Below are 24,108 nucleotides of genomic sequence, written 5' to 3' on the forward strand. Positions count from 1 at the left end.
GTATTTATTCGGCAAAGTTTTTCAGCGCAATCACCGCATTGTGGCCGCCGAAGCCAAAGGAGTTGGAAATGCCAATGGAAAGGTCGGCCCTTCTCGCCCGATTGGGCACGTAGTCGAGGTCGCATGCGGGATCGGGGTTCTCCAGGTTGATTGTCGGCGGAATGACGCCCTCCCCGAGGCTCTTGACCAGAGCGATCGCTTCCACTCCGCCTGCCGCCCCGAGCATATGGCCGATCATCGATTTGTTGGCCGTTACCGGGATATTGTAGGCGGCCTCCCCGAACAGTCTTTTGATCGCCGCTGTCTCCGTCTTGTCGCCGATCTCCGTGCTCGTCGCGTGGGCGCTGATCAAATCGACCTCTTGCGGCTCTATTCCCGCTTCCCTCAGCGCCGCTTTCATGGCCAGATACGCCCCGATGCCTTCCGGATGCGTCGCTACCATATGATAGGCGTCCGAGCTGGCTCCATAGCCGATGACCTCTGCATAAATCCTCGCATTTCGCTTGAGCGCGTGCGTGAGAGACTCCAGCACCACTATGCCCGCTCCCTCGGCCATGACAAAGCCGTCACGCTCCAGATCAAACGGCCGGCTCGCTTTGGCAGGCTCGTCATTGCGGGTGGAAATCGCTGTGGCATTGCCAAAGCTGGCGAGCGAAATATCGGTAATCGCCGCTTCCGTCCCCCCGGCCAGGACGACGTCGCTCCCTCCGGCCCGGATCAGCCGGAATGCCTCGCCAATCGCCGTGTTTCCGATGGAGCACGCCGTCACCGGAGCCATTGTCGGACCGTGAGCGCCAAACCGGATGCTGATCATCGCGGCCGCCATATTGGCGATCATCATCGGCACGAGCGTCGGGCTGACCCGTCCAGGTCCCCGCTCTTGGAGCAGCGCTTCTTGCTCCAGCAGCGTCTGAATCCCCCCGATGCCAGAGCCGACGTATACGCCCATCCGCTCCCGATCCACCTTTTCCGGATCAAGTGCGGCATCCGCAAAGGCCTGCTCTGCCGCCGCCAGGGCGAACTGGCAAAAACGGTCCATCCGCCGCGCTTCCTTGCGCCCGAATCGCGCTTCGGCATCAAAATCCCGGACCAGGCCCGCTATTTTTGCTTTATGTCCATCCGTGTCAAACGTATCGATCCGCGTGATCCCCGACTCTCCCCGGATCAGCTTGCTCCAAAAAGACTGGACGTCATTGCCGAGCGGCGAGATGACACCCATACCTGTGATCACAACTCGTTCCATCGTTTGATTCCTCCCTGAAAATGTCTTTCTGGAAGTAATCTTGTCACACCCGTTATCCTATTACAAGTTGTCGTTTATACTAGTATAACAACTACCACCTTACCGACTAAAACAAGGCAGGGATCGATGATGAACCACCAGACCAGATTGCAGGCATTATCCGCTTTTTTAAAAACGCAGAGAGCCAAGGTGCAGCCCCAGTCCGTCGGGTTGACCGCCGGGAAGCGCAGAAGAACGCCAGGACTGCGCAGGGAAGAAGTCGCACAACTGGCCGGAGTCAGCCTTACCTGGTATACATGGCTGGAACAAGGGCGGGACATTCGCGTATCGGCATCCGTGCTCGATGCGATCGCCAACGCCCTGCAATTGACCGTCGATGAGCGCAAATACTTGTATGCCCTCGCGTTCGAGAGCGGAACAGGACCCATTCTTTCACAGGAGGAGCAGCCCAAAATCAGTCCGTCGCTGCAAAGGATTTTGCAGGAGCTGCGCTATTGCCCGACGATTATCTCGGACAGGCGCTGCCAGATCGTCGGCTGGAATCAGGCGGCCTCCCATGTCTTCCTCGATTTTGAACAAATTCCCGCCAAGGAACGGAATCTCATCAGTCTACTGTTTGCCAGAAGAGAGCTTCGCCGATTGGCGGTGAACTGGGAGCACTTCGTCAGCGGCTTTTTGTCCATTTTCCGCGCGTATTACGGCCAGTACGTAGAGGACGAATGGTACGAGCAGTTCCTCGACGAGATGAAAAGGACCCATCCCGACTTCCATCCGCTGTGGGAGCAAAGCCGGGTGAGCTCTGCCCCGGAGGTCTTGATTGAATTCAGGCACGCCAAAGCAGGCAAAATGCTGTTCCATCTGACGTCTCTGCAGGTACAGGGCGATGCCGATCTGCGCTGCAGCATCTACACCCCCGCTCCGGATTCCTCGACGGAGGAAAAGCTGAAGCAGCTCATGGAGCGCCAGTCTGCCCGAACAGCAAAATTGGAATAAAAACAAACAAATCCGGAAAAATTTTGTAACCTTTTGCTGTTTCATGCGAATAACGCAGGTGAGAAAAGAAAACCTAGGAGGTTCGTAGCATGAAAAAGCTGAATCAAGCAATGCTGACAATCGCGGCAGCAAGCCTTTTAAGCGCAAGCCCTCTTTGGGCTGCCGGGACGACGGCAGTCTATGCCAGCAGCCCAGCCCCTTTGAATGACGTCATCCAAAAAAACCTGGAGCAATTATCTACGCTGCTGCCCTACATGAAAGAGCTCCCCGTTCAAACAGTGGAAATGGCTGCGGACAGCAGCACGGTCGTGATTACCCGCAAAGCCGAAAAAGCAAAATTGCCGGAAATGACCATCTTTATGCAGAAAACCGGAGAGATCAAAAGCTTTTCGCTGGATAGCGGCGCTAATGAAATGGACCAGGAGCTTTCACTCGGCGAACAAAAGAAAAAGGCGGAGGCGTTTTTGACTGCCGCTCATCAAAAGGGATTGGTTGACTGCAGCCTGGCGGAATTGCAATACAACGAAGCGTCGTCAAAGAGCCTGAATGGAGCCGTGTTCGCCAAATCGATCAACCGCATCCCCGTCGAACAGAAAAAAGTGTTTGTGTCCTTGGATGGAGCAGGAAATGTTGTGGAGTTTTCCAACGAAGCCTCACTGAACGGCTCACCTGATCCGTCCAAGCTTCCGAGCCCGTCTGAGGCCATGTCCCCGGAACAAGCCAAGCAAGCTATGACCAACATGATGAAGCCGTTTTACCGTCTGACCGGCCCTGACAAAACACCCAGCCTGGTCTATCAGGTTGTCGGCTCCGGGTACATGGATGCCAAGACAGGCTCCTGGGTGGACACTGAGCATGCAAAATTCAAGAGCTTCACCGGAGAGTTCTTTTATGATATACCTGTTGCTCCGCCTGGCCAGCCACTGGCTGCCCGCAGCAAAGAAGAAGCTGCGTCCATTTTGCAAAACGTTTTCGGCTTTGAACTCGCTGGCGCTTCCTTTTCGGAACAAAACGGCTCTGCGGCGGGGAAAAGCTATAAAGAGTACAGGTGGACGAAAAACAATGAGAACCGTTTCGTAACCGTCGATCCAACCAGCGGACTGGTCTTCTCCGCAGGACTCGATACCGGCGAAGATTCTGTACAGCCGCCAGCCAGCAGCAAAATTTCTCTGGAAGACGCGAAAAAGGCTGCTGTTCAGTTGATTCAGCCATTCCTTGATCCAGACAGCAAGACCGTTGTGATGGAGACTCGCTTGTACATTGAACCACAGGGGCATTTCAACTTCGCGGTTTATCCTGCGACAAACGGAATACCTTTCGTGGAGAAAGCGTTTCAGGTAACCATCAACAGCGATACAGGCAAGCCCATTCGTTTGATCGGCCCTTCCGTTCGCGACAAATTCACTCTTCCCGACCCCAAAAACGCGATCAGCGCGGAACAGGCCATGCAAGAATATCTCAAATACCATCCGCTCGAGCTGACGTATTTTTATCCGATCAACCAATCCAAGCAAGCAGATCAGCCCGTTCTCGTGTACAAAGCCCGGATCAATCCCGACGTGCTCGAATTTGTGGATGCGGTCACAGGAAAGATCGTTCCGCGTTAAGAAAGGCAACCGCGCCGGTGCTTGCTTCTCCATTACCTGGAGGCAAGCACCGTCTCTGAAAGGAGGAACGGGATGTCTGGAAGCTGCGAACAGCGCATCCGCGAAATTTGCGAGGCTTATTACCAGGAAATCTATTATTTTTTATATCACTTTGTGGGAAATCGAAGCGATGCGGAGGATATTACGCAGGAGGTATTCGCCCGTGTGCTGCAGGCGCTCCCTCGCTATGACGGGCGCGTGACGCTCAAAACGTGGATATTCTCGATCGCCAAGCACGTCGCCATCGATCAATACCGCCGGAAACGATTTCAGCAAATATTCGTCGACAGCTGGTTTCACGGGCTGCCTGCCAAAACCGGACTGCCGGAAAAAGAGTTTGCCGAAAAGGAACAGGAGCGGGAACTGCGAGAGGCGATCCTCGCGCTTCCGGCCAAGTACCGGCTGGTCATTATCATTCGCTCCATCAAAGGATGCAGCGTAAAGGAAACGGCTGAAATATTGGGAATCTCCGAAGCGAAAGTAAAGGTCGATTTTCACCGAGCCATCAAGCTCATTCAAAAGAAGCTCGGCCCGGAATGCCACGGAGGGAGGGTCGTAAATGCACTGGGAAAATAACGACAGCTTGCACCAGCAATTAAGGGAACTGAACAGCCGCGTTCCAGCCCCCAGAATAGAGGCCAAAGAGCAGCTGCAGACGATGCTGGCCGAAAAAGCCAGAAGGATGGATCAGGCAAAAGGCAGCGAAGCGTATGCTGTCTTCGCCTTGAAAGCAGCCTGCTTTCTGTTTGTCGCCGCATTGGGGACTGTACTCGCCTTTCCCTCTGCGGAACAAATACCGATGGCCACTCCTCACTCCTCAGTACATGACAAGCAGGGGCCCGAATTCTCCGTTGCGGCTCCCAAGAAGCAGCAGGCTGATCAGAAGCATTCGCAGACTGAGACAAAAGAGCTGGATGACGCCTCAAGGAAAACAGCAAATCCGCAGCCACCCCAAAGCCGCAGACCATCCATCTCTCCTTTGGGCAATGCATCCGGGAACACACCTTCGGCAACAGCACCAAGCCTGCCAGATTCTCCCGGAGACGGTACCGACAGCGCAGTGACTGACAATCATCCGGCGGCAGCGTACCTCCAGCAAATGATCGGCCGGGAGAGCCGGCATTACCGGCTCATCGAGGCATTATCCGATCCGGCAAAGCGGCAATATGTCTTCACCCGAATGGTGAATGGCGTTCCGTTTCTTGATGATTGCTTTGTCGTAACCCTGGATAATTCCAATCAGGGTCAAAAGCTGCAGTCGAGCAGCAACCGCAAATGGACGGACGAGCGCGTGTTTCCCGATCCGGCCAAGGCGATTCCCAGGGAAAAAGCCGAGCAGCTTATCGCTGACAAACTCAGGCTCTTCTACGCCGGTCAAACCGGAGAACAATCGCCGGCGGGCGCTTCGGCCATGGTTTACGATCCCGGCCTGATGGGCTATGTACATGCACTGGACGGCCAACCAGCCGGGTCCGGACAGGAACATTCCCGGCTGCTCGGAAAGCGGATGGAAATCGTGCCTGCCGAAAAGCCCTTGATTGCCCGAACAGCAGAGGAGGCTGCTGCCGTGCTGGAAACGGATTTTGGCATTGCGGTTGGGGGCAAGCCGCAGCGCTTAAACGATGGGATCAATCATGTAAAAGAGTATCGCTGGGCCGTAGGGAATGACAGCGCAGTCACAGTCGTGACAAAGGAATCATCGGGAGAAATTGTTGAAATCGAATACGTGAATCATCACCCTGTCGGAGATACCAAAACGACCGCAGAAAAAGCTGCCGAAATTGCCGCCTCCTTTCTTGAAACATACCTTGATTCCGATACGAAAATGCTGCAGATAGCCAAGGTGGAAAAAGAACCGTCATTTACCCGGATTACGTTCACCGGGGTTTACCGGGAGCTTCCTATATGGGATGACACCTACTCGGTAGATGTCGATCCTTCATCCGGAAAGGTAACCGGGTTTAAAGGAGACTTTTCCCGAAAAAACCGTGAGCGTAGGGCTGATGCAAGCCTGCAGTCGGCCGGGGAAGCCGCGCGGGAATTTGTGAGCAAGCATCCGGCTTCACTTGTTTACGTTTGGCCCAAAGGAACTCCTGCTCCCTCGCTTGTTTACTTGCCATTGAACCCTCGTATATTGCCGACCGGGCAATAATTTTAAAAGTAATCTGACCAACAGACTTCCTTCCATCGAAAAGGGGAGAAAAACGCATGGGCTTCTTCCGGCCCTCGCATTTTTCTCCCTTTTTGCTCTTTGCCTTTTGGAGGGCTCGGAGCTCCCCGCCTGTTCAACGAACCTGGAGCACTTGCTTTTCTCCGCGATCCTTCCCATTCTTCCTTTTGCAGGTAGCGGGATGGACATCACTCTCCGCTGAGGTGTCTGCGGGAGCCTGCCTCTTTGCCAGCATGTATGATGCTTGAAGCGTTGTTCTTGACGGCAGCATAGTTGTAAGCGTCAGCCTGTTTTTACGTCGCTTCCTTTTTGCAAAAGCTGCTCGATCGCAAACGGCAGCAGGTCGGTCAGCACCTCAAACGCACTGTGAACATCCAGCCGCTCTGTCCATTTGTGGGCATCCTTGCCAAACGGTCCGAGATTCATCACAGGCATATTCAGGGCGACCAGCTCCTTGATCGGCAGCGCGTACCCTTTTTCCCAGAGCGGCATGTTGTCCACCAATGGCTGGATGGCCTGAGCAGCTTCCGGGAGACCGGTGTAGCTCAGATCGGAGAGACCCGGAAAGTAGTGCTGGTGCTTCAGCTCCAACTGGTGGCTTGCAGCGGCTCGGGCGCTGACCTCCCCGATCACGTGCTGGATGAGCGGATCGTTCCGCGAACTGACCGGCGGATAGTACGGAGGCGCATAAAACAGCACGATCATCGGCGCCAGCTCTTTGCACAACAGACCGAGCTCGTCGATCAGGCGGATCGTCACTTCGCGGTCGTCCAGCTCGCCTCGGCCTGCCATGACCTGCTCCTGGATGCTCTCCACCTGCTCCCGTCCGACTTTCCCGATGAGATAGGCAAGCAGCTCCTCGTATTGCAATACCTTTACTTTCATCGAGATTGGCTGCGACTGGTTCAGACTGGCGAAAATTGCCGCCCGCTCTGCGTACTCCCGCTCGATTTTGTCTGCGGTCCTCTCCGCAAGCTGACGGAGCTGTTTTGTCACCTCGTCGATCGGTTTTTCCATCACGAACATGTTGTACAAGGCGACGGCACGGTCGGGGATTTGCACCGAGTACTCTTTCTTCAAATCCTTTTGCAGCAGACTCGTTGGCGGCGGCGTGACCTCTCCTTCCACCACCTCGCAAAAATCGGTGTTGAGCTCCAGTTCGCATGTAAGCCGGGATACCATCGCGTTGGCATTCAATCCCGAGAACGGCTCGCCCACATGGGTTTCCTTGCCGTAGCAGTAGAAGCCGGGCAGCACTTTTCCCAGCGATCCGCTGTAGATGTACGTGTTCTCATCCCCCGGATACGTGGAGAAGACGGGCTCGGAGTTGAGGCAGGCGCGATAGTCGAGATCGTGCTGCTCGGCAAGCTGCAGCAATACCGGCACAGCCGCACGCATGCCGAGTGAGTTCACCTCTTCATCCGGTACTGTCAAAAGCAGCACGTTCCCGTCAAACTCGCCGGCACAAGCCCGCTCCAGCATCGACATCTGCAGGGCCAGTCCTGCTTTCATATCCATCGAGCCGCGTCCAAACAGCCATTGACCTTTAGCCAGGTCCTGCTGGACATGCTGCGGTAGCTCATCCCGGTGCCGCAAATACTCATCGGTCAATGCGGTGAGATCAAAAGCAAGCGGCTTCCACTCGCCAAAGTCCTGTACATCTACCACGTCGAAGTGGCTGACCAGGACAACGGTAGGCTGAACCCCTTCCGCTTTTTTCGCCAGCGCCGTGACGAAAAACCGGCCGTCGCCTGTCGGATGAAGCTGCACATGGCCCGGATTGGCCTGGAAATAGGGAAGCGCTGCAATTTCTCCGGCGACAAATCGGGCCAGCTCGATTTCAGCTTTAGAGCCCGTGACGGACGGATAGCTTACCAGCTTGCCCAAAAGCTCGATCAGTTGTTCTTTTGTTTGCCATTTCCATGCATTTCCCATAATGGAACCCCTCTACTTTCCGTATCATGGAATCATTTTCTGAATGATGGTGAAAAAATAGGCGGCCAAATATGGCCACTGGCTTCGGTCATATTGTGCTGCTCCGATCTTGCAGACCTGTTCCGCCATACAGTCCCGCCCCGGTCGTGTAGACTTGTTCCGGTCTTGAAGTCCGTTCCGCCATGCAGTCCCCGTTCGAGTCAAATATTGCCGCTCGGGTCATCTATTCCCGCTCAGCAGCGAGATTTCCTCCGCCGCCTCTTTGACTTTCCCGATCAGCATGGGAAGCCTTTCGTCGGTGATGCGAAAAGCAACGGCATTAATCGAGAGGGCGCCGGCTACCTTCTGGTTCCGTCCCATGATCACAGCGCCGATCGCCGTCGTTCCCTCCGTCCGTTCTCCAGAGCTGATGGCATAGCCGTTTTCCCGGATCTTTGCCAACTGTTCGATAAACTCGCTTTGCTGATGGCGAGGAAGCAGCTGGCTGACGATCCGCTCCATGTCCGCCTGCGGCATATGAGCCAGCATCGTCTTGTTGGGAGCACCGATCGTGAGCGGAATCCGGTCGCCCAAATCCTCCGCCACGCGCAGCTTGAGCGGACTCTCCACCTTTTCGATCAAAATGGCATCCAGGCCGCTCGGAATGTTCAGGCAGATGCTCTCCTCCACTTCCCGGGCGAGGCGCTCCATCACCGGCTTTGCGACGACGCGAATATCGATCTTGTCCAGCATGCGCATGCCGATGGTCATCCAGGTGTAACCGATCCGGTAGTGCTTGGTCACCGGGTCCTGACTGATCAATCCATGTGAACTCAGCGTCCCGAGGATGCGATGAATCGTACTGAGCGGCAGAGAGGTGGCGTGTGCCAGCTCCGAGATGGACCAATCCGACTTCGTTTCATCGGAGACAAGCACATTGATAAGTTCCATTGCCCTGTCAATTGACTGTACCATTGGCTAAACTCCCCATCCTTACCCCGATTGTACCGACATTCCTCACACGGATTGAGATGCCGAATCATAGCCTTTGCTCTTTTTCTTTGCCGCCCCCGTGTTCAAGCGGTTTTCCAGTCGATTTACCACGTAGGTGAAAATGAGGACCAGCACAAGGTAGTAGAGACCGACTACCAAATACGTATCGAGCTGCCGGTAGTTTGATGCCGCTTCGCCCAGCCCGGTACCCCAGAGCTCCTGCATCCCGACGTAAGCGACAAGCGACGAATCCTTCAACCCGATGATAAACTGGTTGCCGAGCGGAGGGATGGCCCGTTTGAATGCCTGCGGCAGGATGATCCGGCGCATCGCCAGCGGATAGGACATCCCCAGCGATTTGGCTGCCTCCATCTGTCCGCGGTCGATGGACTGGATAGAGCCGCGAAAAATCTCGGCAATGTAGGCCCCGTTGTGAATGGCGAGCGCAAAAGCGCCGGCCCAAAAGGAAGAGAGCGTGACGATCTCGGTTATCCCGAAGTAGAGCACCATGATTTGTACGATCAGGGGCGTTCCGCGGATGACCGTTATATACACGTGGGCAATCGTTTGCAGCGCCTTGGAATGAGAGATGCGGAAAAAGGCAATCAGCAGACCGACGCCACACCCCATGATCAGGGAGATCGCCGTTAACCGGAGTGTTAAGAATGTCGCCTCCAAAAACATGGGATAGCTGGACAAAAGGATGTCAAACATATTGGTTCACCCCATTTTTAAAAATAGGGGCGCCCGTAACAGACGCCCACTGGCCGCGGAAAGGGTTATTCACTTCCCAAAATGTTGCGTCCAAACCATTTCTCGCTGATCTTCTGATAGGTGCCGTCCTTGATGATCTCGTCCAGAGCCTTGTTCACCTTCTCCAGCAGCTCTTTATCGTCCTTGCGCAGCGCAATCCCCTGATTGTCATGGCTGAGCGGCTCCCCGACATCCTTGATCTTGTCCGGCACTTCCTTCATGTAGCGGAAGCCGACCATCTGATCCGTGATCACCGCGTCCAGGCGGCCTGTCGGCAGATCCATCAATGCCGTGACATCGCTGTCATACGTCGTGATGTTGCTTTTGTCTGTCAATTTCAGCGCCTGCTGTTCATAGCTGGATGACTTTTGGACACCGATTCGCTTGCCTTTCAAATCGTCGGCTGACTTGATCGAGTCGTTGCCGGCCGCGACGAAAATTTGAGCGCCGGAGCGATAGTATACGTTGGAGAACGCAACGGCTTTTTCCCGCTCAGGCGTAATCGTCAAGCTGCCGATGACCGTATCGTATTTCTTCGCTTGCAGCCCCTGGATGATCGTTTCAAACGGGTTGGTGATCGGCACGGGGTTCATCCCCATTTTTTCTGCCAGCGCCTGCCCGATCTCCACGTCGAAGCCCATCAGCTCCCCGTTTTCTTTAAAGTTAAACGGCTTGTACACACCGCTCATCGCGTACGTAAAGTCTTTCTTGTTCGGGTCTTTGGCCCCCTGTTCCCCGGCTGTTCCCCCCGTGCTCTGGGACGTTCCACAGGCCGACAATACGAGCGAGCCAAAAAGCAAGGTGGAGAGTACCCCCATCGTCCATTTCTTTTTCATTTTCATCGTGATGCCCCCTTTTATCGTTGTCTTTCCTTGCTTTACAAAATGCTGTTTAAAAACTGTCGGGTTCTTTCCTGCTGCGGGTTGGTAAAGAAATGCTCCGGCTCCCCTTGCTCCAGGATCTGCCCGTTGTCCATGAAAACAGCCCGGTCGGCCACTTCGCGGGCGAAGCCCATCTCGTGCGTGACCACGACCATCGTCATGCCTTCCTTCGCCAGCTGCTTCATCACCTGCAGTACCTCCCCGACGAGTTCGGGATCGAGCGCCGAGGTCGGCTCGTCAAACAACATGATTTTCGGCTTCATCGCCAGTGCCCGCGCGATGGCGACACGCTGCTTTTGTCCGCCGGAGAGCATGTCCGGATAAACGTCGGCCTTGTCCCTCATTCCCACTTTTTCCAGCAGGGCGTACGCTTCTTCCCGCGCCCTGTCGGGGGGAGTCTTTTTTACGTGGACAGGCGCTTCGATCACGTTTTCCAGGACCGTCTTGTGCGGAAACAGGTTGAAGTGCTGAAAGACCATCCCGACTTCTGTCCGGAATTTGTTCAAATCCGTCGTCTTCGGGTCGATCCTCTGGCCGTTGACGTGAATCTCCCCCTGATCATGCATTTCCAAAAAGTTCAGACATCGCAGCAAGGTACTTTTTCCCGAGCCGCTGGCCCCCAGCAAAACTACCACTTCTCTCTCGCCCACCTGCAGATCTACGCCTTTCAAGACGGTAAGCGAGCCAAACGACTTGTACAAATTTTTCACTTCAATCATTTTTGTGCTTGCCCCCCTTCCGGTAATTCGTGGTGAATAATCAAATCATGAAAATGCATACATATACTTTTCCGAATTGTGAAAATAGTTTCTGTTTTGATTATATTTACTCAATAGCATTCTGTCACCCTTTTTTTCGCAAAAAAAGAAAGGCTCGTCTTTTCGGGACAAATAAGCCTTTCCAGTTGGGACTGTATTCTCTATGCATCTTTGAAACTATTTTGCGAGCAACCGTCCAGGCCAAATGCGCTGTATCAACAAAAAACACCCCGACCGAAAGCGGCCGGAGTGTTTGGGTTTTGTTATTCAAATCGTTGCCGGCGCTTTGGCCAGTTGTTACTTCACGACAAGCTTGGCGATCATTTTGCCGTGGTCAGGTCCGCAAATCACGTTACAGAAGATCTTGTACTCTCCTGCTTTGTCGATGGTCATCGTTTTGCTGCCCTCGTTTTGGATATCTACATCCAGGCCTTCGATGCCGATCCCATGGAAGCCCTCAGTCGATTTGAAGTTGATCGTGAACGGCTCTCCTGCTTTCACCTCGAAAGATTCCTGGTTAAACTTCCAGTTGCTAGCTTCGATGTTGATTGCGTTTTCAGTGGCTGCTGCAGGCGCTTGTTCGCCTCCTGCCGCTGCTTCTTTTTTGTCTCCTCCGCAGCCCGCAAGCATAGCGGAAATGGCCACTGCCGAAATCAGTAAACCCCACGTTTTTTTCATAAGGCACCCTTCTTTCATGCAATTTCTGCAAGTTCTACAATTTCATTATAGCGAAAGAAGGCCGTCCAAAATCTGGCAGTCTGTGAATGAATCTTGACGAACCTGAGAACGATTGGTGAACTTTGGCAAAAACTAGGAAAGCCCTTACCTTTTACTATGTTTCCCTGCTCTGCGACAGGAGAGATATAGAAGACGGTCATTTCGGGAAAGCACTTCCAGCGAAAGGGCTGTCCCTGAGCCGAAAGAAGAGAGTGAGCCTCAAGATTTGATCGCAAATCAAGTTCGACACAACTTCACGAGTTTCTTCCTTATTATGGCAAACCACGCACTGAGCTGTACATCCTAAAAGCTCGCCCTTTTTGTTTTAACGACGCGCACCAGATCTTCAACCCCGATCCACTGCGCCTCCCAGTCGTTGACCAGCTTGAATTTCTTTTGTCCCACATCGATATTCCGCACGACCCCCCAGGCTGTCTCGACCACTCCCAGTCCCCCGGCTGTTTCGCGAAACCAGGAAACGGTGATCGCGTAGTCGTACTGCGTCGAATCGTAGACGCGGAAGCACATTTCGCCAAAATCGTCTTCGTCCACGACCGGGCGTCCAACAAGAGGCAGCGCCGGGCTTTCCTCGCCGCCTTTCGTCAGCGACAACGCGTGTTTCAAAACTGCCATCTCCATACTTCCTGAAAAGTCTTCGATGTTCTTAGCCATTCCGGTACCCTCCAACAGGAACATTTGTTCTTATTCTACTCCTTTTTTGCGAATATGCAAATGGAGGATTTTGTAGCGCTCTTGCCCCCAGCTTCGTCAAATAAGCAATGAGCAAGGAGGTGATTCCCTTCGAACCGCTAGCCAAGAGAAGAGAGCAGGTCATCAAGGAGTGGGTGGCCACGCACCATGCCCTGGTCTTTCGAACAGCCTATTACTATGTAAAAAATAGAGCAATCGCCGAGGATTTGACCCAGGAGGTGTTCGTGAAAGCCTTTCAAAAATTTGATTCCTTTCGGGAAGACGCCAATCCGAAGACCTGGCTTTACCGGATTGCCATAAACACCGCCAAGGATTATTTGCGATCATGGAATCATCGGCATCTTTTTTTTACTTCCGTTTTTTTTGAAAGGAGCTCCTCTCAGTCTATCGAGGAGCAGGTTATGCAGCAGTTTCAAAATGACGAGCTGGTCCAAAACGTCATGGGGCTTCCGACCAAATACAGGGAAGTCATTGTGCTCTACTACTTTGAAGAGATGCGAACGCCCGACATTGCCGAGCTTTTGGGACTGAAGGATTCAACAGTGCGGGTCAGGCTTTCGCGAGGCTTGGAAAAGCTGAGGCAATTGCTGAAAGGAGGAGATCAGGATTGGACATCCTTGACCGACAGCTGAAACAACGAAAGGAACTGGTACACGACTCGCTCAGACTGACCCAGGAGGAAGTGTCCCGGCTGGAGCAAAGAACGCTCGCTTCCCAAGCAATGGCTAAAAGTGGAAAAAAACGATTTCTTGTCCGCACATGTGCCATAGCTGGCGTCGCGGCAGTGGCCGCCATCCTTCTTTGGGCCGGTCCGCTCGCTCAGCTTCCGGAAGAAAATCCAAGCCAGTTGGTTTCTCCTCCTGTGACGACGCCCAATCACCAGCAGACGCCAGCCCCTGCACTGCCCGAAGCACCCAAACAGACTGTCGCCTGGCAGACAGAAGCGGATAAACTGGCTTTTTACCGCGTATTTTCGCTCGGCATGACCTATGACGAAGCAAAGGCGCTCTTCCCCGAATTGGGAGAACTGCAGCCGCTTGGGGGAATTGAAAGCCTGGGTGCGGACGGCTTGCAAGAAGCCTTCATGCCCGTCACCTTGGGAGACGAGCAGGTACAGCTGACGCTCTCTTTTGAACACGGCTTCCTCTATGCTGCCCGATACCAGATCGAAAGCAAAGACGAACAGAGGATCATGCAGAAAAAAGCCGAGCTGGAGACGTTCTATGCAAGCGATTTTGGCTCGCCAAAAGAAGAAGCGCTTGAATCGGGAACGAGTTCGGCATGGAGCCCCTTCTTTGGGCTCGGTCTGACGAAAAACTGGGACGGCCGCTACATCCTCATCTGGGGGCTGCAAGGAGGTGAAGAGGCATTGGAGGAGCTATACCGGGATCGAGAGTTTACCGTCCAGGAAGCGATTGAGCGGGCGCTGTCGGAGCAGCCGGAGTTTCCTGCCCGCACAGGTGAAACCAGGCAAGTCCGTGTCGAAGGAATACCCGAGACACTGGCAACCACCAGCCTGCGAACGAAGGTCAAGCTGCAGACGAGAGACAGCTATCTCGTTACATTTGAACGGATGTGGACGATTCAGGGTGGCGACAATCGCCAAATGACGATCCCTAGCTACTGGACCTACGAGGTAACAGAGAAACAGGTGAAGCTGGTGGACAGCTATGTTGCAGATCGAGAGGTGATGGAGTATCTACATGCTGCTGCGCCCCCGCCGAAAGGCTGATCGCAGCTCGTGGGGTGGCTTGCTGAAACAGGAAAAGGCGCGTATTCGCGCCCTACCCTTTCTCTATATGTCTTTGAGATCGATGACGTAATAGTGAAACTCGGCAACAGCTTCAAAACCTATCGACTGATAGAGGTTCAAAGCACGCCTGTGATGAGTGACCACTCCCAGACGAACCTGTTTGCAGCGCTCTGCCAGGAGTTTCCCTACACGCGCAAGCATATCATGGCCGTAGCCTTTTCCTTGGTATTGCGGGAGGACGCAAACACTACATTCAATGAGAGTCAAGGGGTCCTGTAAGGTCTTCGTTTAGAGGTTATAAGACTGCAGGAGCAAAACGATATTCTACAAAAAACGGACTCGCGTGAAACCTTTACATTCTTAAAAAATTTCCCAGCAAGTAAAATAGCAAAACAAGTGTAACGATGGTTGGAACCAAGGTGATTCTGTTCCATTTGTACTTATGCGAAAGCACATAGCTCCAGATAACAAAAACAATCGCCACACTTAGCATTGTGATCATGTAGATCATAAGATTCAGATTCCCCTCCCCTGCAAGACCGATCTTTTCCTTTTGCCAACCGGACATGTCGTAGAGATAGATCTGCATGATTGGTACAAAAAAAACTCCCTGGGCAATGCATCCAGCTTCTGCATATGCCCAAGGAGGTCTCTCGTTTCAGCTTTTGTCTTTCCTTAGTCGTCGCACTTCTCCGCTTTCCCCTCAGCCAGCGCGGTCTTGAAAGAAGAACCGCAGCCGCAGGAAGCGACCGCGTTCGGATTATGAATGGAAAACCCTCCGCCCATCATCGATTCCTTGTAGTCGATTTCCGTGCCTTTGATATATAGGTAGCTGTCTTTGTCGACAACAATCTTGACTCCATTTTGTTCAAAGGTTTGGTCGCCTTCTTTGATTTCCTGATCCCAACCCATCCCGTAGGTAAAGCCACTGCACCCACCCGGGCGGACACCTACGCGCAAAAACAGGTTAGGGTTGTTCTCTGCCGCCAGCATTTCTTTTACCTTCAGGGCGGCTTGCTCGGACATGGTAATCATTCGTTTCCCTCCTTGTCAGCCGTTGTTACTATGATGCGGCGTTCTCCTTACAGTATACCGAAGAAGCACCTGTGCTCTCAAGACTGCGCTGCACTTTGGCGGGCCCAAAAAGGCAGCAAAAAAAGAGGGTTGCCCCCTCTTATGCAAAATAGGCCTTTTTATCCAAAATATAAAAGCAGTAGGACTGCTTCTTTTTACCTACCTTGGACAGATTATGATCCATTTGGTTCAGCTCGTTGTGAAGTTGATCAATCTTCTTGCTGTATTCCAGTACTTCTGGATGATCCAACCCAAACTCTAACCCCATACTAACCATACGCTGTCGAAGGAGTTCAATTTTTTCAAGCAAAACGTCCCGCATTGCTGAAGCTCCTCCTAAAGATCATTAAGGCTTTCGTACCTTTATTTTACAAGATGATAAGACATTAGGCAAACAAATTTTCCTTTTATAACCATGAAAGATCTGGAAATTTGGCGACATTTGTTATATTTTTACAAACAATACTTCTCAAAACTTCTCATATTGTTCCCCTTCCTGAAGAGGTTTATAATATAGGTGCTTTTGTTATCGTGAGGAAAAGGGTAATCATTGATTACAGATCACCAGACTGCTCATGTGAAGAGTAGAACTATTGTCGTTGCTTACGGGGCGCTGATTGTGGACGCTCTCGCTGAACGGAAGGCTTCATCTGGAGGAGTGTTCCTTGGCTTTTAGTGCCCGGCAGAGACTGATACCCTTTCGAACAACATCACAGGATTGCGAGTAATTCTAGCTGAAGGGAAGTGTTTATGATGGCACTCGACACCCTTGTTCTTCAGGACAAAAATTTGTCCACAGTGGCCAACAAGGTAATTGCCGGTGAACGACTTACATTGGAGGACGGTCTCACCCTTTTTAATTCTACTGATTTGCTGACGATCGGCCAGCTTGCCAATCTGGTCAACCAACGGAAAAACGGAGACAATGTTTACTTTATTCAAAACCTCTACATTAATCCGACCAACGTCTGCGAGGCTCATTGCAAATTCTGCGGGTTCCGCCGCGACTTGGGCGAAGACGGCGCTTATACGATGAACACCGAAGAGCTGCTTCACTATGTAGAGACTCGCTACCACGAAGGCATCCGCGAGTTTCACATCGTCGGCGGCCACAACCAGCATGTGCCGTTTGATTACTATCTCGACAACATCCGCACGCTGAAAAAAGCGTATCCGCATGTCACGATGAAGGCGTACACCGGTGCCGAGATCGAGTTCTTTTCCCGCATCTCTGGCCTGTCCATCCGTGAAGTGCTCGAGGAGCTGCGCAAGGCCGGAGTGGAAAGCTTGACGGGAGGCGGCGCGGAAATCCTGACCGAGCGGTACCGCATGAAAATGAGTCCGGAAAAGGCATCGACAGATATGTATCTGGAAGTGCACCGTACTGCCCATCAAATGGGTATGAAAACTCACTCCACCATGCTGTACGGATCGATCGAAACATTGGAAGAACGCGTGATCCACATGCTCCGCCTGCGTGAATTGCAGGATGAAACCAACGGATTTTTGGTATTCATCCCGCTGGCGGTCCAGCCGATCAAAGCGACAGCCGGCATCAAACGCCGCAACTCTGCTATCGACGACCTGAAAACAATGGCGATCAGCCGCTTGATGCTGGACAACTTCCCGCACATCAAGGCTTACTTCATCAACATCGGCACCCAGCTGACCCAGTTGTCCCTGACCATGGGGATGTCCGATGTGCACGGAACGCTGATCGAGGAGCGCATCAGCCACTCCGCCGGGGCGCTTACACAGCAAGCGCTTACTGTCGATGAGCTGGTCTGGCTGATCAAGGGCGCCGGCAAACGCGCGCTGGAACGCGACACCTTCTACAATGTTGTCAAAGAACACTAAACGAATACGCTGTTGAAGTCTACAGACGGGACGCCTTAACCGGTGTCCTGTCTTTTTATTTGTTTTTATCAGCCATTTTTGTTACGTTACTGATTGTAAGACATTTTCAAATGTTCAGGAGGTGTGAACCGTGCCGCTCTTAATTGTTGCAGCCCCCCGGTTAGGCAATTCATAACTTGGGGGGATCTCAATTGATTTTCTGGAAAATAGCAAAAAATGAAAAGATGTTCCGACGCTATCTCGCTGCCTTGTTTCTGTGGGAGTGGACGCAGTGGATGCTGGTTACCGCTATCCCGCTGTTTCTGCACCAACGCTACGGACTGGGGAAAGAATTTGTCTTCAGTATTGTCATTGAACTGCTGCCCGGCATCCTGCTCGGTCCAATCATCGGCTCCTGGATTGACCGCTGGGGCGCAAAAAGAGTGACGACCCTGGATATCGCGGCTTACAGCATCCTGGTCACGCTCTTGCCCCTGTCATCCTCGCTGTGGCAGGTGCAGCTCATTCTGCTCGGCATCGGCATCGCGAAAACAGCAGGGTCTCCCGCTTCGCTCACCTTGCGGGCCAGGGTCATCCCAAAAGGGCTGGAGATTCAGGGAAACGCAGCAATCATGGGTATCGAGCGCCTCTGCAAAATCATCGGGCCCTTGGCCGCAAGCATGGCCATCCTCGTTTTTGGCATCGGAACGATGCTTCTGCTCTGCTCCTTTGCCGGACTTGCTGCATTTGCTCTGTTTTACATGCTTCCGGCAGCGGAAAGCCAAAAGCAGGCAGAGAACGAAAATGGCTTTACAAAAGCGATTTTCTCGGCGCTCCCTGCCTTTTTCGGATTGCTTTCTCGTGACCGGATGATCGCTGCTTTTGTCGTGACAGCCATCGGGTATTCCCTTTTGTTGGGAATGCTGAAGATCTTTCTGCTGTCACTTGCCGGCTTGTACGGAGATCCCCAGCAATACTGGGGGCTGCTTCTGGCAGCACAGGGGTTGGGGTCGCTCGCAGGAGCACTTGTCTGCGACAGGGTTGTAAACCGGCTGACACGGACGTACTCCCTGACCTGGGTCTATTTCCTGTTTGGACTGGGGGAAGCTGTCCTTTTGACCGGCCTTGCCTTTCCGCTCGGGCTTACCTGGACCCTTTTCGTCCTCGTCCTGGCTGCTGTGTTTGAAATCGTGGCGACGATCATTTACTTTTCAGTGATACAGACGCGGATTCCGTATGAGCAGCAAGGTTTGTTCAATAGCATGACCTTGCCGGTACTGGATACATGCTATGCGGCTGGCATCATGTTATCGGGTGCGCTCCTCACTACACTGCCGATATTCTCTGTACTGCTAGTGTGCCTCGGATTTATGCTGGTCACCCATCTGCCGTTCGCCAGGCTGTTCTTTCGCGACAGGGCAGCCGAAGCAAGCGCAGGCAGCGAGTAGCCGTTTCCTATAAAAAGCACTCGCATGCAATGAAAAAGGGCTGTCCCGCTCGTAAAGACTTACGAGGGGACAGCCCTTCACTATCGCAACAGGTCAAACGAAGCTGCTCATTTCCCTTCCCGATTGCTCAAAAGGGAAAGTCCTCCTGCTCTTCTTCATCTGCCTTGAGCTTCGCTTTGATTTTTTCCAACAGCTCATCGGCCGTTTCCGCTTGCACCAGGTCCCCGTTTACCAAGGCAAAGGGCTGCATGTAGCATTCGCCGCAGTATCCGAGGCAGCCGTATTCCAGCACGTCGACATCCAGCTCCGGGTCATTTTCGAGCGCTTCCATTACTGGCTTTGTATAGGAAGAAACGTTACTCGCGCAAAATTCTACTAAGGGCTTCATCTATTTCTCACCTGCCATAGTTATTGGCTTCGTATTTCGTTCTTTATTGTACCGCTTATCAAGGAAAAATTCAGTACACAAGTGCACCGTTATCTGGGAAAAAGATTCTGCTTGCAATTTAAGCGAAAGAGAACAACAATAGAGTGGGTGCTGTAAAATAACGGACAGAAGAAAGGATAGACCTTCTATGAAACGACTTGTTATCCTTGGCGGAGGATACGGGGGTCTGCGAATTATTGAGCGCATCCTGTCCCCTGATTTACCAGATGACGTCTTTGTCACGCTTGTGGACCGGATGCCGTTTCACGGATTGAAGACGGAGTATTACGCTCTGGCTGCAGGTACGGAGCCGGAAATGGCCGTACGCGTCGCTTTTCCCAGCGATCCTCGTTTAACAATCAAGTACGGAGAAGTAGCAGGAGTGAACCTGGACGAACAAATCGTCAATTTTGACAACGGCGATACGCTTTCCTATGACTGGCTGGTGTTGGCACTGGGTTGTGAAGACCGTTATCACGATATTCCCGGAGCCGAAGAGTTCACCAATTCGATCCAGACCATGGCCGCAACAAGAAATACGTATGCGGCAATCAATAACCTCAACCCATATAGTATGGTTACCATCGTCGGTGGAGGACTTAGCGGCGTTGAGCTTGCCTCCGAACTGCGGGAAAGCCGTGCCGATCTGAACATTCGCATCGTGGACCGCGGCGAGAGCATTCTCAGCCCGTTCTCCAAAAAGCTGCAAGAATACGCTTCCCAATGGTTTATTGAGCACGATGTCCAACTGGTCTCGATGGCGAATGTGAATCGCGTCGAACCGGGTGTGGTGTACAACCATAACGAACCGGTTGAGAGCGATGTCATCGTCTGGACCGCAGGTATTCAAGCAAACCGGATCGTCCGCGGGCTGCCGATCGAAACGGATAACATTGGACGAGCCAAGCTGAACGCCTACCACCAGGTTCCCAACTACCCCAATGTATACGTAGTGGGCGACTGTGCGAGCCTTCCTTATGCGCCGAGCGCACAAACAGCGGAACTGCAGGGAGAGCAAATTGCACTCATGCTGAAAAAGGATATGAAAGGCGAAGATTATCCTGCCTCGCTGCCTGTTATCAAGCACAAGGGAATGTTCGGCTCTCTGGGTAAAAAAGAAGGCTTCGGCGTCCTCGGAAAAGTATCCCTGGTCGGCCAGATGCCTCGTGTCATAAAAAGCGGCATTCTCTGGATGTACAAGAAACATCTGGGCTAGCCCGGCAATAGAAAGCCTATCGGTTCTCGTAAGCCGAGGGCTTTTTTGTTTGCTCTGCTGCATGGTTTGTTGATGGTCTCCTCATACTAACGGCATATTCGTACGCAAAGTCTTCCCCCGTATAGGTGAGTCAATGAAACATGCACTCCTTTTCCTTTTGTTGGTCCCTGTAACATTTACTTACAGATACATTGACGCTTCAATAGCCGGGCGAGTGCCGCATTACACTTCTGCTTCGGAATCTGAGCGAGTGCCACTTCACACTACCGCCGCGGCATTTGGGCAAGAACAGCTACAAGCTGCCGCCGCCGCGTCGGAGAAAGTACGGCTTTCATTTGCATCTCCCGCACCTGGCCGCGAGCAGCTTCTCGAAGGCGCCCTGCTAAACCGCTACCTGGAGTTGATCGGCAGCACTCTTCAAAGGCCTTTTGGCTGCGGAAAAATCGCCGGCATCAAGCGTTTGGGCGACCCCAGACTCCCGGCCTTCGAGGTAGTCATCGAAGTCGTTACATTCGGCGAGGCATTTGGACAGCCCCCGTATGGTCTCGTCTCCCTAACCGTACGGGATCGTCCGGACCTCGTAAGCCTGACCGGAATTGAAAAGCAGCGGAATCTTTCCGAAGACGAATACAAAAACCGATGCCGCTGGTTCGTGCAGTAAGTGTTCAAAGAAATTTTCCTTCATTCTCTTAAAACCGCACGGTAGAACAGATTCACAAGTTCGGTACTATACGACTGCGGATCGATACTGCCGTTCAGCTTCCTGTTGAATATATATTCGTCAATCGCTCCTCGAATTGCGCTTGCCATAGCCAAAACATTGAACTCGCCGAATTCCTTTTTCTCCTGTCCCGCAACCAGAATTTGTTGCAGCTCGCTCTCCAGAGGATTCTCTTCATCGTCGTCCAGCTTATAATAGGGGACATTATTAGCCGTCCGCGCATGAAAGACGATCTCAATCAGAGCAATATTGTATTCAGGCTTATTGGCATGATAGGCAATACTGGCTTCGATGTAGGCGCGGAGCTTGTCGCGGGGAGTGGTTGCTGCTTGCGTACGTTCCAAAACATAAGAGGACATGTCAGATAAAAGCTGCGTTAATGTATAGTCCATCAAATCATTTTTGTCCTTAAAATGGTATGAGATCAATGCCGTGCTAATTTCAGCCTTTTTTGCTATTTGGGCCATGCTGGCGTGGATGTACCCGATCTCATCCAGGGTCTTAATCGCCGCATCGACGATTTGCGCGCGCCTGGCCTCGGAAATAAAAGATTTTTTTTCATCCGTTTTTTTCGTTCTCATCCTGATCGACCTCGTTTATTTGCTTAGGTTTCTCCAGTACTGAAACTTCCCTCTGTCTTTTACCATTATGCCAAATTTACAAGCTTCGCGTTGCATCTCTTTGGCCGATTCCACGTCTTTCTCTTGCAATGCTTGCTCGCGGCCCTTCAAAAGAGCGTTTAAGGCTGGGGACAAATCTGGCGTTTGATCCACCCAAAGGCGATATTTTGCCTCATAGGGGTCCCCCTCTACCGACCATGGATAACGGTGCTTGACAAACGCATCAGCGATAGTGGCAGGCGTTGATTCATAAGCTTCGCGCGCTAACTCTTGCCCGGTATTTCCAAGCAGGACAAGCTCCTTGCCGTCAATAAACACCGACGCAATTTCGGATTTGGAATACCGTTGAGTACCATCATTGATTTTCATTGTTACTTCATCATCGGAAACAGCGATTACAAGGCTTTCTTTTATCGCCACAGCAGAGAGCCATACACCTGCAATCAAACCTAAAAAAGTCGTTACAATCGCCACCCACTTCTCATCAAAGGAAGCGACCAACTGCAAAGGACCTTGAAGTGGGAACCAAGGCAATCCGGCAACCCAATCAGCAATTGACGGCAAGAAATACCCTAGAATCATTCCCAAAACAGGTGGAGTAAGCATCACAAGAACGCGCTCGACTGGCGCAAGTCCAATAACTGTCATATGCTTGTTGCTCTGTTGAGATTTGAACATAAACTACCTTACCCCTTTTCATAAGAAACGTCTTTGAATCTAGAGAATGGGAGTGCAACAGACACCCAATATTACATCTCCCTAACTCTCAGGTCTGAGGAGCGAGACAAGTGGATTAAACGATTTGATCGATTAACCAAAATATCGATTACATAATCAAATTATGACTTTTTGTTCGACTTCTGTAAATAGGCAAAATCGAGATTATTATTCTCAACATGTAGTTCACGTCTCTGTTCTTCAGTTGTCTTCTTCGTGTTTTCTCCTGCCGCAAGCCCCCGATCACTGACTTTGAGGGATTGACTCATGACATTTTTTCCTCGTCTATGTAACGTGCATTACTGCTGCTGCGTCTTTACGTCGAGGTGATTGTATGGCAAGGTGGTTTGCATTCGGATTGGTGCCTCTCCTGCTTCTCTTTTCGTTTGTCTTCACTCCGTCGAGTGTCTATGCCTGTTCCTGCGCCCAGCCTCCGGCTCCGAAAAAAGCGCTTGAACAGGCCGAAGCCGTCTTTGCAGGTACGGTTACAGCTGTCACTTCCGCAAAGTATGGTAATGAGGTGCAATTTCAGGTCAACACTACGTGGAAAGGAGTGAATCAATCCCAGGTTCTCGTTGCAACAGGCAGCGGAGACGGCGACTGCGGCATCGCCTTCCAAGCAGGCAATGATTATCTTGTGTACGCCCACCCGGATACGTACTACAGTGAATCAGGCGGGCTGGCGACCAATATCTGTACTAGAACGACGCTTCTCTCCGATGCCTCAGTTGATTTGCTTGCCATCGGCCCGGGAACACCTGTAACCGCGGACCCGCCAGAAAATAGCCAACCAAGCGGTTTTTGGGAAAAGCAGGAAAACGTGTGGATAATCGGACTGCTGGTTTCCATTGCGGCTGTTTTTGTTGCTTATCTCAGCTATGTGAAAAGGAAAGGGCAATGATCCATCCTCTATGCAAGGAAATTGCAGTGCAGGATAGCTCCCTGTTTGTATCGGACATCGATCGTAAAGAGAGTCGAATGGAAAGAGGTGCAAAAAAATGAGTATGGTAACCCTCCCTGCCTGGTTTTGGGCGATTTATTACCTTTTTTTGTTTGCTACATTAGCCTTGGGCCTGTGGAGCCTTGCTCGAAAGAAAATGAAAAGCGCGTCGATTGTCGCTATCATCTTCGCAATCACCGTCCCTCTTGTCAGTTTGGTCAACAGCATTGGGAGAGCAGAGGGCACCCATGAATTGAATCATTTGATCAGTCAACTGCAAGAAGGTGCTGTCTGGTCTGTGTATGTCAGCGCGGGTTACTTGTATTTGCTGGTTTGGTGGATGCTTTTCTTCAGCAAGGGAAAGGACAAACCGAATAAATACGCTGCGAAGTAAAGAGTTGCAACTGCCTGCAGCCATCATTTTCTCTTAAACTGGCTTCAGACATGCAAGACACAAAAACCGGAGCATCGCTCCGGTCAGACTGACGAGAAAAACCTATTTTCAAAAAATGAATGGCATAAGGATGGATAAAAAGTAAAAGCCGGTCTTCTTTATAAAGAAGAATGATCGGCTTTT

Annotated in this window: 25 protein-coding genes; 12 read left to right on the forward strand and 13 right to left on the reverse strand. The window is 52.0% G+C overall.

All coding sequences use genetic code 11. From position 1 onward, the window contains the following. Positions 1-4 precede the first annotated feature (4 nt). Complete coding sequence (gene fabF, locus NSQ24_RS20810; RefSeq protein WP_003389675.1) at positions 5-1,243, reverse strand: beta-ketoacyl-ACP synthase II; 1,239 nt, start codon at positions 1,241-1,243, stop codon at positions 5-7. A 129-nt stretch (positions 1,244-1,372) separates the two neighbouring features. Here fabF and NSQ24_RS20815 point away from each other — a divergent pair, with 129 nt between their 5' ends. From NSQ24_RS20815 to NSQ24_RS20830, 4 genes are all read left to right on the forward strand, one after another. Continuing rightward, the gene (locus NSQ24_RS20815; RefSeq protein WP_003389676.1) at positions 1,373-2,236 is read left to right on the forward strand and encodes a helix-turn-helix transcriptional regulator; all 864 of its coding nucleotides are present in this window, start codon (positions 1,373-1,375) and stop codon (positions 2,234-2,236) included. An 89-nt stretch (positions 2,237-2,325) separates the two neighbouring features. After that, positions 2,326-3,843, forward strand: a complete 1,518-nt coding sequence (locus NSQ24_RS20820; protein ID WP_339166504.1) for a PepSY domain-containing protein — start codon at positions 2,326-2,328, stop codon at positions 3,841-3,843. A 72-nt stretch (positions 3,844-3,915) separates the two neighbouring features. After that, on the forward strand, positions 3,916-4,458 hold the full coding sequence (locus NSQ24_RS20825) for an RNA polymerase sigma factor (RefSeq protein ID WP_122958466.1): 543 nt from the start codon (positions 3,916-3,918) through the stop codon (positions 4,456-4,458). Next, complete coding sequence (locus tag NSQ24_RS20830) at positions 4,442-6,034, forward strand: YcdB/YcdC domain-containing protein (RefSeq protein ID WP_122958465.1); 1,593 nt, start codon at positions 4,442-4,444, stop codon at positions 6,032-6,034. The genes NSQ24_RS20825 and NSQ24_RS20830 overlap by 17 nt, the downstream gene beginning before the upstream one ends. Positions 6,035-6,334: 300 nt before the next feature. Here the strand turns inward: NSQ24_RS20830 and NSQ24_RS20835 are convergent, their stop codons facing one another. The 7 genes from NSQ24_RS20835 to NSQ24_RS20865 all read right to left on the reverse strand — a co-directional run bounded on the left by NSQ24_RS20835 (position 6,335) and on the right by NSQ24_RS20865 (position 12,740). Then, positions 6,335-7,987 (reverse strand): M20/M25/M40 family metallo-hydrolase, encoded by a 1,653-nt coding sequence (locus NSQ24_RS20835; RefSeq protein ID WP_003389680.1) that lies wholly within the window; start codon positions 7,985-7,987, stop codon positions 6,335-6,337. Between the two features lie 219 nt (positions 7,988-8,206). Beyond that, positions 8,207-8,941, reverse strand: a complete 735-nt coding sequence (locus NSQ24_RS20840; protein ID WP_003389681.1) for an IclR family transcriptional regulator — start codon at positions 8,939-8,941, stop codon at positions 8,207-8,209. A 42-nt stretch (positions 8,942-8,983) separates the two neighbouring features. Next, positions 8,984-9,673, reverse strand: a complete 690-nt coding sequence (locus NSQ24_RS20845) for an amino acid ABC transporter permease (protein WP_003389683.1) — start codon at positions 9,671-9,673, stop codon at positions 8,984-8,986. A gap of 65 nt (positions 9,674-9,738) precedes the next feature. Further along, the gene (locus NSQ24_RS20850; RefSeq protein ID WP_081787775.1) at positions 9,739-10,554 is read right to left on the reverse strand and encodes an ABC transporter substrate-binding protein; all 816 of its coding nucleotides are present in this window, start codon (positions 10,552-10,554) and stop codon (positions 9,739-9,741) included. Positions 10,555-10,589: 35 nt separating this feature from the next. After that, a complete protein-coding gene (locus tag NSQ24_RS20855) occupies positions 10,590-11,312 on the reverse strand; it encodes an amino acid ABC transporter ATP-binding protein (protein WP_024983106.1) in 723 nt (240 codons plus the stop codon). A 336-nt stretch (positions 11,313-11,648) separates the two neighbouring features. Beyond that, on the reverse strand, positions 11,649-12,029 hold the full coding sequence (locus tag NSQ24_RS20860; RefSeq protein ID WP_003389687.1) for a cupredoxin domain-containing protein: 381 nt from the start codon (positions 12,027-12,029) through the stop codon (positions 11,649-11,651). Between the two features lie 342 nt (positions 12,030-12,371). Then, positions 12,372-12,740: a YolD-like family protein gene (locus NSQ24_RS20865; RefSeq protein WP_238986183.1), complete on the reverse strand. Its 369-nt coding sequence runs from the start codon at positions 12,738-12,740 to the stop codon at positions 12,372-12,374. A 119-nt stretch (positions 12,741-12,859) separates the two neighbouring features. Here NSQ24_RS20865 and NSQ24_RS20870 point away from each other — a divergent pair, with 119 nt between their 5' ends. Both NSQ24_RS20870 and NSQ24_RS20875 read left to right on the forward strand, forming a co-directional pair. Further along, positions 12,860-13,411 (forward strand): sigma-70 family RNA polymerase sigma factor, encoded by a 552-nt coding sequence (locus NSQ24_RS20870; protein WP_157211838.1) that lies wholly within the window; start codon positions 12,860-12,862, stop codon positions 13,409-13,411. Beyond that, positions 13,387-14,511, forward strand: coding sequence for a hypothetical protein (locus NSQ24_RS20875; RefSeq protein WP_024983102.1), 1,125 nt, complete (start codon positions 13,387-13,389; stop codon positions 14,509-14,511). The genes NSQ24_RS20870 and NSQ24_RS20875 overlap by 25 nt, the downstream gene beginning before the upstream one ends. A 696-nt stretch (positions 14,512-15,207) precedes the next feature. On the opposite strand, the gene erpA is transcribed toward NSQ24_RS20875, so the two are convergent. Beyond that, complete coding sequence (gene erpA / locus NSQ24_RS20880; protein ID WP_003389695.1) at positions 15,208-15,567, reverse strand: iron-sulfur cluster insertion protein ErpA; 360 nt, start codon at positions 15,565-15,567, stop codon at positions 15,208-15,210. A gap of 139 nt (positions 15,568-15,706) precedes the next feature. Continuing rightward, complete coding sequence (locus NSQ24_RS20885) at positions 15,707-15,928, reverse strand: aspartyl-phosphate phosphatase Spo0E family protein (protein ID WP_003389697.1); 222 nt, start codon at positions 15,926-15,928, stop codon at positions 15,707-15,709. Positions 15,929-16,359: 431 nt separating this feature from the next. Here NSQ24_RS20885 and mqnE point away from each other — a divergent pair, with 431 nt between their 5' ends. Both mqnE and NSQ24_RS20895 read left to right on the forward strand, forming a co-directional pair. Further along, entirely contained in the window at positions 16,360-17,463 is a 1,104-nt protein-coding gene (mqnE, locus tag NSQ24_RS20890) for an aminofutalosine synthase MqnE (RefSeq protein ID WP_172921021.1), read from the forward strand. A 191-nt stretch (positions 17,464-17,654) separates the two neighbouring features. Beyond that, complete coding sequence (locus NSQ24_RS20895; protein ID WP_122958463.1) at positions 17,655-18,890, forward strand: MFS transporter; 1,236 nt, start codon at positions 17,655-17,657, stop codon at positions 18,888-18,890. Between the two features lie 127 nt (positions 18,891-19,017). Here the strand turns inward: NSQ24_RS20895 and NSQ24_RS20900 are convergent, their stop codons facing one another. Then, positions 19,018-19,278 carry a DUF1450 domain-containing protein gene (locus NSQ24_RS20900; RefSeq protein WP_003389702.1) on the reverse strand — a complete coding sequence of 87 codons (261 nt, stop codon included), beginning with the start codon at positions 19,276-19,278 and terminating at the stop codon, positions 19,018-19,020. Positions 19,279-19,465: 187 nt separating this feature from the next. On the opposite strand from NSQ24_RS20900, the gene NSQ24_RS20905 reads away from it, so the two are divergent. Then, the gene (locus tag NSQ24_RS20905) at positions 19,466-20,533 is read left to right on the forward strand and encodes an NAD(P)/FAD-dependent oxidoreductase (protein ID WP_024983099.1); all 1,068 of its coding nucleotides are present in this window, start codon (positions 19,466-19,468) and stop codon (positions 20,531-20,533) included. Positions 20,534-20,783: 250 nt separating this feature from the next. Continuing rightward, complete coding sequence (locus NSQ24_RS20910) at positions 20,784-21,194, forward strand: hypothetical protein (RefSeq protein WP_003389704.1); 411 nt, start codon at positions 20,784-20,786, stop codon at positions 21,192-21,194. Between the two features lie 20 nt (positions 21,195-21,214). On the opposite strand, the gene NSQ24_RS20915 is transcribed toward NSQ24_RS20910, so the two are convergent. Next, a complete protein-coding gene (locus NSQ24_RS20915; RefSeq protein ID WP_031931956.1) occupies positions 21,215-21,835 on the reverse strand; it encodes a TetR/AcrR family transcriptional regulator in 621 nt (206 codons plus the stop codon). Positions 21,836-21,850: 15 nt separating this feature from the next. Next, positions 21,851-22,552, reverse strand: coding sequence for a hypothetical protein (locus NSQ24_RS20920; protein WP_024983096.1), 702 nt, complete (start codon positions 22,550-22,552; stop codon positions 21,851-21,853). A 373-nt stretch (positions 22,553-22,925) separates the two neighbouring features. Here NSQ24_RS20920 and NSQ24_RS20925 point away from each other — a divergent pair, with 373 nt between their 5' ends. Together NSQ24_RS20925 and NSQ24_RS20930 are read left to right on the forward strand one after the other, a co-directional pair. Continuing rightward, positions 22,926-23,492, forward strand: a complete 567-nt coding sequence (locus tag NSQ24_RS20925; RefSeq protein ID WP_243013802.1) for a hypothetical protein — start codon at positions 22,926-22,928, stop codon at positions 23,490-23,492. A gap of 97 nt (positions 23,493-23,589) precedes the next feature. Next, a complete protein-coding gene (locus tag NSQ24_RS20930) occupies positions 23,590-23,925 on the forward strand; it encodes a hypothetical protein (protein WP_003389710.1) in 336 nt (111 codons plus the stop codon). Positions 23,926-24,108 lie beyond the last annotated feature (183 nt).

It is taken from the genome of Brevibacillus sp. FSL L8-0520, assembly GCF_037963895.1.
GTDB lineage: Bacteria > Bacillota > Bacilli > Brevibacillales > Brevibacillaceae > Brevibacillus > Brevibacillus borstelensis.

What these genes read in the sequence shown, in the direction of transcription:
- fabF (WP_003389675.1), bottom strand. Translation starts at nt 1,243, where the DNA reads ATGGAACGAGTTGTGATCACAGGTATGGGTGTCATCTCGCCGCTCGGC.
- NSQ24_RS20815 (WP_003389676.1), top strand. Translation starts at nt 1,373, where the DNA reads ATGAACCACCAGACCAGATTGCAGGCATTATCCGCTTTTTTAAAAACG.
- NSQ24_RS20820 (WP_339166504.1), top strand. Translation starts at nt 2,326, where the DNA reads ATGAAAAAGCTGAATCAAGCAATGCTGACAATCGCGGCAGCAAGCCTT.
- NSQ24_RS20825 (WP_122958466.1), top strand. Translation starts at nt 3,916, where the DNA reads ATGTCTGGAAGCTGCGAACAGCGCATCCGCGAAATTTGCGAGGCTTAT.
- NSQ24_RS20830 (WP_122958465.1), top strand. Translation starts at nt 4,442, where the DNA reads ATGCACTGGGAAAATAACGACAGCTTGCACCAGCAATTAAGGGAACTG.
- NSQ24_RS20835 (WP_003389680.1), bottom strand. Translation starts at nt 7,987, where the DNA reads ATGGGAAATGCATGGAAATGGCAAACAAAAGAACAACTGATCGAGCTT.
- NSQ24_RS20840 (WP_003389681.1), bottom strand. Translation starts at nt 8,941, where the DNA reads ATGGTACAGTCAATTGACAGGGCAATGGAACTTATCAATGTGCTTGTC.
- NSQ24_RS20845 (WP_003389683.1), bottom strand. Translation starts at nt 9,673, where the DNA reads ATGTTTGACATCCTTTTGTCCAGCTATCCCATGTTTTTGGAGGCGACA.
- NSQ24_RS20850 (WP_081787775.1), bottom strand. Translation starts at nt 10,554, where the DNA reads ATGAAAATGAAAAAGAAATGGACGATGGGGGTACTCTCCACCTTGCTT.
- NSQ24_RS20855 (WP_024983106.1), bottom strand. Translation starts at nt 11,312, where the DNA reads ATGATTGAAGTGAAAAATTTGTACAAGTCGTTTGGCTCGCTTACCGTC.
- NSQ24_RS20860 (WP_003389687.1), bottom strand. Translation starts at nt 12,029, where the DNA reads ATGAAAAAAACGTGGGGTTTACTGATTTCGGCAGTGGCCATTTCCGCT.
- NSQ24_RS20865 (WP_238986183.1), bottom strand. Translation starts at nt 12,740, where the DNA reads ATGGCTAAGAACATCGAAGACTTTTCAGGAAGTATGGAGATGGCAGTT.
- erpA (WP_003389695.1), bottom strand. Translation starts at nt 15,567, where the DNA reads ATGATTACCATGTCCGAGCAAGCCGCCCTGAAGGTAAAAGAAATGCTG.
- NSQ24_RS20885 (WP_003389697.1), bottom strand. Translation starts at nt 15,928, where the DNA reads ATGCGGGACGTTTTGCTTGAAAAAATTGAACTCCTTCGACAGCGTATG.
- mqnE (WP_172921021.1), top strand. Translation starts at nt 16,360, where the DNA reads ATGGCACTCGACACCCTTGTTCTTCAGGACAAAAATTTGTCCACAGTG.
- NSQ24_RS20900 (WP_003389702.1), bottom strand. Translation starts at nt 19,278, where the DNA reads ATGAAGCCCTTAGTAGAATTTTGCGCGAGTAACGTTTCTTCCTATACA.
- NSQ24_RS20905 (WP_024983099.1), top strand. Translation starts at nt 19,466, where the DNA reads ATGAAACGACTTGTTATCCTTGGCGGAGGATACGGGGGTCTGCGAATT.
- NSQ24_RS20915 (WP_031931956.1), bottom strand. Translation starts at nt 21,835, where the DNA reads ATGAGAACGAAAAAAACGGATGAAAAAAAATCTTTTATTTCCGAGGCC.
- NSQ24_RS20920 (WP_024983096.1), bottom strand. Translation starts at nt 22,552, where the DNA reads ATGTTCAAATCTCAACAGAGCAACAAGCATATGACAGTTATTGGACTT.
- NSQ24_RS20925 (WP_243013802.1), top strand. Translation starts at nt 22,926, where the DNA reads ATGGCAAGGTGGTTTGCATTCGGATTGGTGCCTCTCCTGCTTCTCTTT.
- NSQ24_RS20930 (WP_003389710.1), top strand. Translation starts at nt 23,590, where the DNA reads ATGAGTATGGTAACCCTCCCTGCCTGGTTTTGGGCGATTTATTACCTT.